Origin of the sequence: Chryseobacterium lactis, from assembly GCF_003815875.1 — a bacterium.
Classification (GTDB): domain Bacteria; phylum Bacteroidota; class Bacteroidia; order Flavobacteriales; family Weeksellaceae; genus Chryseobacterium; species Chryseobacterium lactis.
Genome location: NZ_CP033924.1, coordinates 2,809,647 through 2,822,675, shown reverse-complemented (window position 1 = coordinate 2,822,675; position 13,029 = coordinate 2,809,647). Strand labels below are relative to the sequence as shown.

General features: G+C 35.9%; 13 protein-coding genes. All 13 read right to left on the bottom strand.

Annotated elements, in window-relative coordinates:
- Position 1: 1 nt before the first annotated feature.
- On the bottom strand, positions 2-727 hold the full coding sequence (locus EG342_RS12580) for an SDR family NAD(P)-dependent oxidoreductase (RefSeq protein WP_103293524.1): 726 nt from the start codon (positions 725-727) through the stop codon (positions 2-4).
- On the bottom strand, positions 727-2,046 hold the full coding sequence (locus EG342_RS12575) for an FAD-binding oxidoreductase (protein WP_103293525.1): 1,320 nt from the start codon (positions 2,044-2,046) through the stop codon (positions 727-729). Before EG342_RS12575 ends, EG342_RS12580 begins: the two co-directional genes overlap by 1 nt.
- Positions 2,043-2,930 carry a decaprenyl-phosphate phosphoribosyltransferase gene (locus EG342_RS12570; RefSeq protein WP_103293526.1) on the bottom strand — a complete coding sequence of 296 codons (888 nt, stop codon included), beginning with the start codon at positions 2,928-2,930 and terminating at the stop codon, positions 2,043-2,045. Before EG342_RS12570 ends, EG342_RS12575 begins: the two co-directional genes overlap by 4 nt.
- Before the next feature lie 107 nt (positions 2,931-3,037).
- Positions 3,038-3,727, bottom strand: coding sequence for an OmpA family protein (locus EG342_RS12565; protein ID WP_103293527.1), 690 nt, complete (start codon positions 3,725-3,727; stop codon positions 3,038-3,040).
- A 25-nt stretch (positions 3,728-3,752) separates the two neighbouring features.
- Positions 3,753-4,244 (bottom strand): lipocalin family protein, encoded by a 492-nt coding sequence (locus tag EG342_RS12560; RefSeq protein ID WP_103293528.1) that lies wholly within the window; start codon positions 4,242-4,244, stop codon positions 3,753-3,755.
- Positions 4,245-4,369: 125 nt separating this feature from the next.
- Positions 4,370-6,058 carry a S8 family serine peptidase gene (locus tag EG342_RS12555; RefSeq protein WP_103293529.1) on the bottom strand — a complete coding sequence of 563 codons (1,689 nt, stop codon included), beginning with the start codon at positions 6,056-6,058 and terminating at the stop codon, positions 4,370-4,372.
- Positions 6,059-6,139: 81 nt separating this feature from the next.
- Positions 6,140-6,760: a WbqC family protein gene (locus EG342_RS12550; protein WP_394338003.1), complete on the bottom strand. Its 621-nt coding sequence runs from the start codon at positions 6,758-6,760 to the stop codon at positions 6,140-6,142.
- Between the two features lie 57 nt (positions 6,761-6,817).
- On the bottom strand, positions 6,818-8,464 hold the full coding sequence (lepB, locus tag EG342_RS12545; protein WP_103293530.1) for a signal peptidase I: 1,647 nt from the start codon (positions 8,462-8,464) through the stop codon (positions 6,818-6,820).
- Positions 8,465-8,593: 129 nt separating this feature from the next.
- Positions 8,594-9,295, bottom strand: a complete 702-nt coding sequence (gene dapB / locus EG342_RS12540) for a 4-hydroxy-tetrahydrodipicolinate reductase (RefSeq protein WP_103293531.1) — start codon at positions 9,293-9,295, stop codon at positions 8,594-8,596.
- Positions 9,296-9,356: 61 nt separating this feature from the next.
- The gene (locus EG342_RS12535; protein ID WP_103293532.1) at positions 9,357-9,995 is read right to left on the bottom strand and encodes a DUF5683 domain-containing protein; all 639 of its coding nucleotides are present in this window, start codon (positions 9,993-9,995) and stop codon (positions 9,357-9,359) included.
- Positions 9,995-10,885 carry a ParB/RepB/Spo0J family partition protein gene (locus tag EG342_RS12530; RefSeq protein ID WP_103293533.1) on the bottom strand — a complete coding sequence of 297 codons (891 nt, stop codon included), beginning with the start codon at positions 10,883-10,885 and terminating at the stop codon, positions 9,995-9,997. Before EG342_RS12530 ends, EG342_RS12535 begins: the two co-directional genes overlap by 1 nt.
- Positions 10,886-10,954: 69 nt before the next feature.
- Positions 10,955-11,728: a ParA family protein gene (locus EG342_RS12525; protein WP_103293534.1), complete on the bottom strand. Its 774-nt coding sequence runs from the start codon at positions 11,726-11,728 to the stop codon at positions 10,955-10,957.
- 165 nt (positions 11,729-11,893) lie between these two features.
- On the bottom strand, positions 11,894-12,742 hold the full coding sequence (locus EG342_RS12520) for an energy transducer TonB (protein WP_103293535.1): 849 nt from the start codon (positions 12,740-12,742) through the stop codon (positions 11,894-11,896).
- Positions 12,743-13,029 lie beyond the last annotated feature (287 nt).

Below are 13,029 nucleotides of genomic sequence, written 5' to 3'. Positions count from 1 at the left end.
TTTAAAGCTTTAATTTTTTGAATATAAATTCAGGGATATTTCTGATAATCATCATGATAATATTCCAAATTGGCAAAACATATGCCACATTTTTTTGCTTTTTGAAAGCTTTGTAAATGCAGGCAGCAGCTTGCTTTGGGGTTGCAGTTAATTTAGGATTTAAAGGTAAGCCTTCTGTCATTTTGGTTGCCATAAATCCCGGTTTTATGGTAAGAACATGTACTTTTTTGTCAAAAAGATAGTTTCTCAACCCACTCAGATATGCTGTAAAAGCGGCCTTTGCACTTCCATAAATAAAATTACTTTGTCTTCCTCTGTCTCCTGCCACCGACGAAAGTCCGATAATGGTTCCTGATCTGCGGCTTTCAAATTTCTGCGCAAAATAATTCATCACGGGTACCAGCTTCGAATAATTGATATCAATAATACGTTCTGTATTCCTGTTATCATAAAGACCTTCTTCTGTTCCTTCGCCCAAATATCCTACGGCACAAAATAATACATTTGAATTGATATAATCAAATCTGTTGTAATCAATTTCTTTCGTCAGATCGAGTTCAACGACTTCCGCTTGTTGTAAAAATTTCACATCAATATGTCTTGCGAACCTTTCAGTGGTTTCTTTATTTGAGGTAAAAAGATAGATTTTTTCAAATTTTTCTCCTTCCTGAAGTGCTTTTTCCACAAAAGCCTGTGCCACTTCAGATGTACTTCCCAGAACTATCATTATGAGTTGTTATTTATGATTCTTTTGTGCTGTAAAGACACAAATTTAGAACTTTGAATATTTTTCAGGTAATTCGTCAGAGACGATCTGCTCATGCTATCTTTGGTAAGATAAATTCTGCCACCAAATTCCTGAACGATGCTATCAAGCTGATCTACCAGCTTTTTTAATTTCGAATTCACTTTAAAATCCAATGCCAATGTATATCCTTCAACCGGAAATGAATTGTACGCTTGAGGATTATTTTTCCCGAAAAGTTTTAAAACAGCCAGGAACGATCCGTTTCCACTTTTGGCAATCGTTTCAAGAATTCTTTTCATCCCTTCTTTTCCGGCTTCCTTGGGAATAACCATCTGGTATTGAATAAATCCCGATTTTCCGTAGATTTTATTCCAGTCATTAATAGCATCCAGCGGATAGAAGAAAGTTTCGTAATCTATAAAATTCTTTACTTCCTTTTTGGCTTGTTTTTTATAGTACAACCAGTTGAAAATCTTCACTGTCAACGCATTCAAAACAAATCCCGGAAAATAAAAAGGAACTGTAGGTTGTAATTTTTTCTTTAACCTTAAAGGTGTTTTTCCTAAATTCTGTGGAAGTTCATGTTGAAAAGCATGTTCTCCTCTCATCAGAATACTTCTTCCGATATTCTGACCTTTCTGAAGACAATCAATCCAGGCCACCGTATACGTCCAGCTTTCACTTTCCTCAAACAGTCTGAAAATTTCATCAAGATTATCTGCTTTAATACTTTCCTGACGAATGTATGCAGATTCAATATTTTTAAGCTTAAATTTTGCGGTAAGAATAATTCCGGTAAGCCCCATACCACCAATGGTAGCCCAGAACTTCTCTGCATTTTCTTCCCGGGAGCAGGTAATAATTTCCCCACTCTCAGTCATTAATTTAAATTCAATCACATACTCCGAAAAACACCCTTCAGCATGATGATTTTTGCCATGAACATCGGAAGCAATCGCTCCTCCAACAGAAATAAATTTCGTTCCGGGAGTGACATATAGAAAATAGCCTTGCTGAACCGATATTTCAAGCACATCAGAAAGCAATACTCCTGATTCGCACTCTATAATTCCGTTCAAACGGTCAAAACTTATGAATTTATTTAATTTTTTAGTAGAAAATATAGTTTCTCCCAACGAAGCATCTCCGTAGCATCTTCCATTTCCTCTTGCAATAATTTCGTTGTGATTGAGTACAAATTCTTTTATCTTTTTGAAGCTGTCCTCCGATCTCATTTCCTTTTCTACGACCGGGTAATTACCCCAGTTTGTAACTTTCTGTGTGAAATTTGGCTTCATTTTTTAAAGTAAATTTGAATTAAAAATGCGGCAACCCAAAGTAATAAGGTAACCTGTATGTACCGATCTCTGTAAACAATTTTGGTAGGAGATTCGGTTCTGTTGTAAACTAAGGTTTGCTGCAGGTATCTTAAAAGCGCAAATACAACAAAAACCACTGTGTAAAATACTCTTTCATGAAATCTTGCCTGAACTTCGGGTGACAGAGTAAACATCAGATAGCAAACTATAGCAAGCGTGATAGAGATGGATAAAGCAATATCAGCAAACTGAACATTATATCCATCCAACGCTTTTCTTGTTTTTCCTGAAACCTGTGCGTTGATAAGTTCTCCTCTTCTCTTTCCTATTGCCAATACCAAAGCCAGCACAAAAGTAAGTAAGATAGCCCATTGTGAAATACTGATTCCGGTAATGTAACCTCCCGCCAATACTCTTAGTACAAATCCTATCGCAATGATAAAAATATCGATAATAGGAACATGCTTCAGCCTGAAAGTATAGGCAAGATTCATGACCACATAGAAACCAATGATGGTAGCAAACTTCCATAAAAACTCATGGAAATACAATTGGGCAAAGAATACCAGCGCAATATCTGCAATAACCAATCCGATGAGAATTGCGATTGCTTTTGATTTTGAAATCGCTCCGCTCGCCAACGGGCGTCTTCTTTTCTCAGGATGTTTCCTGTCTGCTTCAATGTCATTATAATCATTAAGAATATAAACAACACTTGCAGCAAGCGAGAAGATGATAAAAGCAAAGATACTTTTGGTCAGTAAATCTAAGTTGGTAATATTACCAGAAAAAAATAGAGGGACAAATACAAACAGGTTTTTCACCCATTGCTCCACCCGGAGCAGCTTAAAATATTTCTTCATTTATGTTATTTCAAATACAAAAATAATAAATTCAAAATTTCCAGCATAAAAATACAAAAAAAACCGCCGGGGCGGTCTTTTACGAAAATATTTATATGTTAAATTAATTACTGCCCTTGCTTGGCATCATTAATCATTTTTTCATTGGCTGTAATAGCGAACTCAACTCTTCTGTTTTTAGCTCTTCCTTCGTCAGTATCATTGGTTGCAACCGGCATATTTTTACCTTCACCTTTCGTGTACATTCTGCTACCTGCAAGTCCTTTTCCTACTAAATATGCTTTTACAGCATCCGCTCTTCTTTGAGAAAGCGCCATATTGTAAGCATCTTTACCTACACTGTCTGTATACCCGTAGATGTTGATATTGGTATCCGGGTTATCATTTAATACTTTAGCTAATTTATCTAAGTTAGTTTGTGCAGTAGAAGTAAGGTTTGAAGAATCAAAAGCAAAGTTTACAATACTTTCGTTCATTGTAACTTTAATACCGTCTCCTACTCTTTCTACCTGAGCTCCAGGTAATGTTTCTTTAATATCTTTAGCCTGCTTATCCATTTTGTTACCGATAACGTTACCTGCAACTCCACCGATAATACCGCCTAATACCGCTCCAATCGCTCCATTTCCTCCTCTACCTACGTTATTTCCAAGGATACCTCCAAGTACAGCTCCTGAAGCTACACCTACAGCAGTACCTCTTTGCTGGTTATTTGAATTCTGAACCGCCTCACAACTTGTCAATAATAATGCTGATGACAAGAAAAGTGCTGCTACATATGTTTTAGTAAATTTCATTTTTTTTATCTTTTATGTTGATTAATTATTTCATTCCAGTTCTTTCGAAGTTGTAAACAACTTTTACATTTCCACCTTCAAAAGGAACATCCTGCTGAAGTGAAAATTGATCTTGAGCCTGATTGATTAATGTTAAAGTATAACCTGCGATATTTTGCTTAGCTTTCGTGCCTTGCATCACTTTTTTAAACATAAAAGTATTACCGCCTTTTACTTCAAATTTGATTGGCTGTGTAATTGCCGGACAACTTCCTCCTCCATTTAATGTATAAGCGCCCGTCCAGTTATTAGGAATAAGTCTCCAATGACTTCCTACAAAACACTGAGCATCTGCTCCTTCGTCAAAAGGTTTAATTTTAAATCCTTTATCGTAATCTATGCTTACAATCTGCCAGTCACCTTTCATTTTAAGAAAGTCTGCCTTTTGATTCTGAGATGTGGCTGCGTTATTCACCGAGGAACAAGACACTGCAAAAAGTGATGTTCCTAACATCCCTGCAAGTAGTAACTTTTTCATTTTGTTGTTTATTATTTTGTTACAATAAAGTTACAAAAAACCGTGCCAAAATTGAAAATAAAAAATAAAAAAGTCCGAAAAAATTCGGACTTTCTATAGTTTCTCCTTAAACACAGGAAGATAACCTATTTTTTAACAGCCTTTTTTGTGGATTTCGAAGGCTTAACTTTTCCTGAAGCTTCTGCTTTACCGTTATAGAAGTGAGTATAAGCATATTCTGCTGCCTTTTTCAAATCGATTACTCCTCCTGCCTGTGAATAATCTGTAAACCCGTTTGTTGCATTTGCATTGCTTGATTTCACAAGTGATTCAATGATCTGATACGGTTTAAGATTTGGCATATAGGCTAGCAATACCGCTGCACCTCCGGCAACAACCGGTGATGCCATAGAGGTTCCCTGAAGGTATTTGTATTCGTTTTTAGGAACTGTAGAATAAATTTCTTCTCCCGGAGCGAAAACATTAACCATTTTTTTATTATAGTTTGAGAATCCAGCTCTTAAAGCATCATTTTTATTGGTGCTAGCTCCTACTACAAGAACGTTCGTAACAAATGGTTTGTCATCGGTAACGTTTTTAAAGTTGGTAGGATAAGCCAAATGCTCTGCTACATCTTCGTTTTCATTACCTGCTGCTTTTACCAGAAGAACTCCTTTATCTTCTGCATATTTGAATGCATCCCATACCACATTTTTACCTGGCGAAACAGGTTTTCCAAAGCTCATATTCAATACTTTCGCACCGTTATCTACGGCATATCTGATCGCATTCGCAACATCTTTATCTCTTTCATCCCCATTTGGAACTGTTCTTACAGACATGATTTTAGCTACTTTAGAAGCGACACCATACTGAACTTCTTTTCCTTGAGGAAGTCCTGCAATAATACCTGCCACATGAGTCCCATGTACTGCATCCGGACCTTCATAATGGTTGTTTCCGTAATTTTTTTCAGAATAGTCATCATAGTTGTCTCCTACGATTTCTTTTCTCGGATCATAGCTTAAGTCATATTGTTTTGATTGAGGAGTATAGTAATCAATGGCTTCTTTCATCTGATCTTTAATCGCTTTTTCAAAATCAGCTGATGACTTTCCTTTGAATTCCGGACTTTGTGATACTTGCCCTAAAACCTGCAAAGCAATCGCATCTTTTTGATCAGATGGAGCTTTAATAGCAGAAATTGTTTCCGCAGTTACCGGTTTTCCTCCTAATAATTTTACCATATTAGGAATCACCTCATTAATCATTGTATAAGTCTGAAGGCCTTGTTTTGCCTCAATACTTTTTTTATTAAAAAGCTCTTTAGCTTTCATGTACATTGCAAATTCCTCGGACATTTTAGCCTGATTCGCCTTATTTTTTGCAGAATCATCTCCTTCGAAAACAGGTTTATATTTTGCAACAACTCTTGTTACCTCCATGTTATCGATATCGATGTCTCCGTTTTTACCACCGATAAAGTTCCATCCGTGTACGTCATCGATATATCCGTTTCCATCATCATCTTTGCCATTACCTGGTATTTCATTTGGATTGGACCAAACATTATTAACCAAACCTGGGTGGTCTACCTGTACTCCGCTATCTAAAACCCCAACAACAACTGTTTTAGGTTTCAACCCTTTAGATTCAAGATATTTATATGCATTTGCGGTATTTACGCCATATACTTTTGTAGTAGAAAAGTCTTTATGATACCAAGTCATCAGATCTTTATCTTCTTTTGGATCAATGCTCTTTGCTTTAGACTCCTGAGCATAAGAGAAACTAAAACCTGCTAAAAAAACAGCAGCTAATAATACCTTTTTCATATGTTGATATTTATTTTTATAAGATGAAACAAAACTGCCAACTTTATCTATTTATACTAAGCAACAGTGGCAATTTCCAAATTATTTTAATTTAATACTTTTTATATAAGTAAGAGATTCGGGGCCTTTGTTACAAATAAGATCCAACACCGACAAATCTTCCAAAAACCCAAGCTTATCTGAGAAAGTCTGATAATATTCCTCCATTTTAAATTCTGAAGGTTTTTTTGCAGAAAATTTTTCTCTGAAATCAATACTTTCAGGATTTTTGATATATTCTTCATTCAAAGAGTGTGCCTTTTCCGTTTTCAGTATTTGTTGGATGACATCTAACCCTTTAAGGTTAAAATCAAGAAGAAACTTTTCTTTCAAATCGAACATTTTTCTGAATTTATCTTCATAATATTCGAAATAAGGGGAACTCTGATAGGCTGTTTTAATTGATTTCCAATGAAGGATTCTCCAATCTTCACTGTAAGAAATCTCAATATCTTTAAATTCTCTTTTCCCGTTATGATTCATAGGAATAATCAGAGATAGCTTTCCATTGGCTCCATAGATGTTTGCTCTGTTTCTATAGGTCTGTTTTGGAAAGTTTTCAAACTGTTCAAATACAATTTCGTTTTCAGCATCTAAAAATGGTGAAAACCATGAAACCGGGGGCATATAAAAAACCGGTAATAATACATTCTTCATATTCATAATGCAAAAATGAAGTATTTTTTCAAATACTTCATTCTATTTTAAGTTTAATTTTATCTATAATTCGTCTTCAGTTTTTTTCTTTCTGAATAGTTTCACGAAATACTCCCATCCGAAGAACAGTATCAAAATCATTGCTGCAATCCACCAGTAAGAAGTTTTGTTGGCTTCTCCTGTATTCGTTGCTTTAAACATTCTTTCCCAACGGATTTTGAACGGAGCCTGATACGTAGAGCTATTGTCTGCGAATGCTCCCTGAAGGCTCATCCATGTAAACATTGGTTTACCAACGATATTCTCTTCAGGAACAAAACCAAAAAATCTGGCATCTAACGAAGCATCTCTGTTATCCCCTACCATCATATAATAGTCTTGCTGGATGGTATATTGATTCGCTTCTTTTCCATTGATAAAGATTTTCCCGTCTTTCTTTTCTAAACTATTGTGTTCGTACTCAGAAATAACCCATTGGTACATTGGAAGTGTTTCAGCATTAATGGCTACTACATCTCCTTTTTTAGGTATTCTTAGTGGGCCATACCAATCCTGGTTCCAAGGTTTGTTGATCGGGAATATAGATTGTGTTGTATCAATTTTTGTTTTGGCTTCATCTCTATAATATACAGCTGCTTCTCCTTTTGGTGAAACTTCTTCCTTCATGTCAATTACCTGAGGAAGAGCTTTAATCTCTTTCGCTGTTTTATCAGTCAATCCCTGGAAGCCATATAAGTATCCATTATTGGTCTGTACTTCCTGTACCGGTAAAAATCCATAGGTATTATATAATGCAGGAATATCCAATTGACTTCCTGTAGTCACCGTATATCTGTGCTGTACTTCCTGATCCCCTAAAACAGTTTCCGGTTTACCGTTCACGAAAAGTCTTCCGGCTCTCATTTCAAATGTGTCTCCTGCTGTAGCTACACATCTCTTTACATAAGGATCCTTTCTGTCGATAGCTGTATGCACGGAATCCTGAGGATAGTTGAACACCACTACATCATTCTTCTGAGGCTTATTAAATTGTAAAATTCTTGTATAAGGTAATTTAACTCCATCTACATAAGATTTAGGATCGTCTTTCGGATTTCCTTTTTGTCCCGTATCCATAATTGTTCCCTGAAGGAAAGGAATTGCCAGCGGACGCATCGGAAGTCTGTAACCATAGCTCCATTTGTTTACGAAAAGGAAATCACCTACCAGTAAAGTTCTTTCCATGGAACCTGTAGGAATCCCGAACGGCTGGGTTACAAAAACGTGAATAATAGTTGCAAATACTACGGCAAAGGTAATAGACCCCAAAAAGGTATCTTTCTTTTTTGCATTTTTTTCTTCGTCAGTAAGAAACAGTTCGTTGGCATTTTCATCTTCCAGCTCTACATCTTTAGAATAGTTCACTGTTGCCATATAAATAAATGGCAGAATCACGGTAAGAATCTGATCTTTGAAAAGAGTCTTCCCGAACTTTTTCATTAAATAAAGATGAAAAACAGACATCATAATTGGCCCTACAATCGGGAGATAGGACAAGATTGCCCACCATTTAGGATGTTTGGTTTCTTTCAGAATAATGAAATAATTATAAAAAGGTATAAATGCAAATAAAGGGCTGTACCCCATTTTTTTGAACAACTTCCATGTTGAAATCCCCATTAATATGGATAAAACGAGGACGTACACTGTATAAGTTAAAAAATAATTCATAAATTTTTTGTGCCTATTCTAAATATATAAATGACAAATGATGAGTAATAAATGATTAAAGCGTTCTGCTACAATTTACTATTCATCATTTCCTGTTATTGGTATGCAATTTAAAGAATTTGTTACAAATTAAAGCCCTAAAACATCTTTCATTTCGAAGTTTCCTTTTTTATCTTTAATCCATTCTGCTGCAACTACAGCTCCTAATGCAAAACCGTTTCTGTTGAAAGCGGTATGTTTGATCTCAATCTCATCTACTTCGCTTCTGTAGAAAACGCTATGAGTTCCCGGAACTTCATCTTCACGGATCGCAAAAATCCCCAGTTGCTTATTTTGAGTTTCATCCAGCTTCCATGCATCAAATTTTGAATTGTTTTTGATAATTCCTTCAGCAATAGAAATGGCGGTTCCGCTCGGTGCATCTTTTTTATGGATGTGGTGAATTTCTTCCAACTGGCAAGAATATTCATCAACATTTTTCATTAAAGCAGCTAACTTTTCGTTTAAAGCAAAAAATAAATTTACGCCTAAACTAAAATTTGACCCATATAAAAATGCAGTACCATTTTCAACAGTAAGCTTTTCTATTTCTTCTTTTTGTTCCAGCCAGCCTGTTGTTCCGCAGATTACAGGGATTTTATTTTCAAGGCAGGCTTTGATATTATTAAACGCAGCTTCCGGTAAAGAAAACTCAATAACAACATCCGGATTATTCAGATTTTCAGTAGTTGGTGTTTCCTTCAGGCGGGCAACCACTTCATGACCTCTTTTCTGTGCGATCTCATCAATGATCTTGCCCATTTTGCCGTACCCAACTAATGCTATTTTCATATGTTTTTATGCTATTTTAATCACACAGAGATTGGAATTGCCTGTGTATTTTGTTTGTTTTTTAAAATCTATAACTTAAACTGAATCCCGTCTTTGGGGCATCATACCCATACTGATCCTGAATAACAGAAGGTTTAAAGGTAAGATCAGGGTCATGACGACTTTCGTAAAGATGAGCATCTACCACGGCATCTACAATATTAAGGATATAGATTAATCCGGTAATAGCAATAGCGTAGTCTCTCTGTCTTTTGGCTCTGTCCTGTACATTTCCTAGTGCTTTTTTGTCTAACCATGGACGGCTGTCTACGAATTCATTAGGAGTACCGTTCAGTTTTGCAACGTAGTATTCACGGTACTTCTTATACTGATTATCATTCCAGATTGCAATACCGACTCCTGCTCCTACAGCACCCCAAACAATAGGAATTTTCCAATATTTTTTATTGTAAAACTGTCCTAATCCCGGAAAAACTGCAGAATACAGTCCAGCCCTGGTAGGATTCAATTTAATTGTTTTCCTGGTTGGGCCGTTGGCTTTTTCCAGATCAGCAATAATTTTGGTTTCGGTTTTTCCAGGTTTTACTTTGGGACCTTCTTCTTTAAGAGAGGTCTCCACATGAACAGTATCGATAGGACTGACTTGTGAGTAAGCCAGTGCCGTGATACACAGGAAAAATGTGAAAAGTATTTTCTTCATTATTTAATATGGGATAAAATATACTCCAGCTCTTCTTCATTTTTAAAGTCCAGAACAATTTTACCTTTTTTACCATTTCCAGAAGCTTTAATCTCCACTTTTACATCCAGGATGTCGGAAATCGTCTTCTGAGCTCTTTTATAGTTATTCGAAAGCTCGGCATTCACTTTTTTAGCGGCCTGAGACTTTGGATTCTTCAATGCAGCAGCTGCCTGCTCGGCTTGTCGAACGTTTAATTTCTCTTTGATGATCAGACCAAACAAAATCTGCTGATCTTCTTCACTTTCAAGGCTGATGATTGCTCTACCGTGTCCGGCAGAAATTTCACCACTTCTTATGGCATTCTGAATATCCGGATTCAATCGTAATAAACGGATTGAATTAGTGATGGTACTTCTATCTTTTCCTATTCTCTGACTCAGATTTTCCTGGGTAAGACCAATTTCTTCCAAAAGTCTGTGATAAGTCAAAGCAATTTCGATCGCATCAAGATCTTCTCTCTGAATATTTTCAACAAGAGCCATCTCAAGAAGCTCCTGATCATTAACTAAACGGATATAAGCCGGAATAGTCGTTAATCCGGCAATTTTAGTTGCTCTATAACGTCTTTCTCCTGATATAATTTCAAACTTTTCACCATCCTTTCTTAAGGTAATCGGCTGGATTACACCTAAGTTTTTAATAGACTGTGCAAGTTCGTTTAATGCTTTTTCATCAAAATAAGTTCTCGGCTGCGTCGGGTTCGGATAGATATCTTCAAGGGCTACTTCTACAATATTTCCCACAAATTTATCTGCTCCTTCATCAGTAGCGGAATTAACAGATGCTTTTGATTCTGCACTTAAAATGGCTCCCAAGCCACGTCCCATAGCTCTTTTTTTGTCCTTCATAGATATAATTGATAAATGATGTTTGTTAAGTGATGACTAGCATTCACTTATTGGCCATTTATTATTAATTTAATTCTTTACTAAATTTTCGTTCTTCAAAAGAACTTCTTCTGCCAGTTGAATATACTGAACAGCTCCTTTGCTCTCAGCATCATAATTCAAGATGCTTTCTCCGAAACTTGGTGCTTCACTTAATCTTACGTTTCTGCTGATGATGGTTTCAAAAACCATTTCAGGGAAATGCAAATTCACTTCTTCCACCACCTGGTTGGATAGTCTTAACCTGCTGTCATACATCGTCAAAAGAAGACCTTCTATTCCAAGGTCCTTATTGTGAATCTTCTGAACATTTTTAACAGTGTTCAAAAGCTTACCTAATCCTTCTAATGCAAAGTATTCACATTGGATAGGAATAATTACAGAGTCTGCCGCTGTTAAAGCATTCACTGTAATAAGACCTAAACTCGGTGCACAATCGATAATGATATAATCGTAATCATCTCTTACGGTAGCAAGTGCTTTTTTCAGCATGTATTCACGATCTTCTTTATCTACCAATTCAATTTCTGCAGCGACTAAGTCGATGTGTGATGGTATAATATCCAGGTTGGGAGTCGCAGTTCTTTTGATACAGACTCTTGTTTCCGCACTGTGTTCAAGCAGATTATATGTAGAATATTGAACATCTTCCACACCCAGACCTGACGTCGCATTCGCCTGGGGGTCAGCATCGATGAGTAATATTCTTTTTTCTAATATTCCTAACGCTGCTGCCAAATTTACGGCGGTGGTAGTTTTACCAACACCTCCTTTTTGATTAGCAATACCTATGATTTTCGCCATTACTTAGAACTTTAAGTTTCAAAAATACACTTTTTTCTTTGCTCTCGGTGGGTGACGAAAATCAAAATTGAGTTAAAATATTGTTAATAAGCATTTTAACCGTTAAAAAAATTATCCACAAAAAAAATTCTTTGTGGATAACTATTTAAATTTTGTTTTTCAGTATTAATTATCAAACTTCATTGAGATTGGAAATTTGAAGTAACTTCTTACTGATTCGCCTTTTTTATTTTTGGCAGCAATCCATTTTCCTTTGTTGGAAATCAATTTAATTGTTCTGATTGCTTCGTTATTAAAATCGGCATTGGTGCCATTAGCTTTTACCCCTGAAATCGTTCCGTCTGTTTCTACGATGAAGGTAACTGAAGTTTTCATGACGTCTCCGGATTCAAATCCTGAACTATCAAAATTGTTCATCACCTTATTTCTGAATGAGTCTATACCTCCTGAAAAATTGGCTTCAACACTAAGCTCTGTTTCGATTTTTTTAGGATCTGTAACTTCAACTTTCGGTTCCGGTTTCGCAGTAGGTATTCCCTCTCCTCCAATTGCTCTGGGAACAATCGGAATATAAGTATCCTTTGTAGTTTCTTTACCTTCTGATGTTTGTGTACTTGCCACTGCATTTGTTTTATCTACTGCTTCTATTTTCTCATTGATAGGATGAGCTGTTGGCTCAGGCAGTCTATCATCATAAGTTTTTACACTAGGAGGTGGAGTTACAGGCATTATGGTTTCAATTGGTGGTATCACCTCTGGTGTATCCACATTTTTAATGTCAATTGGCCCAAAATCACAAGAAATAATTTGTTTTGTAATACTTGGTCCTTTTAATGCAGAGATCACAAACGGTGTAATTGATACTGCAGCCATTAAACTTACTCCCACAAAAAGTGCTTTGGTTAAAATTCTATCTGATTCGTTTCTTAATGCGTAAGCACCATATTCTTTGTTGCGGTGCTCAAAAAGAACTTCGTTGAAACGAAATTCCTGGTTTTGATTCTGTTGTTTCATCACTATACTCTTTAAACTGTTAAAAAATGATTATTAGTTTGTTAGTTCTTATCGATAAGCAATGTTTCAATATCAAAAGATCTGCCATAATTTTACGAAAACAACATAATATTAGAAAATTTTATGATAAAGTTTAAAATTTAACATTTTTAATTGGAAGTGTACACAAGAAAAAGAGTTATTTCTTTTTGAGCCTTGTAAGGTTTAAAACCTTGACAAGGCCCTGTAAAACAAAAAAAGAGACCATCAAAACTGACAGTCTCTTTCTATTTTATTTTCTAAGAATA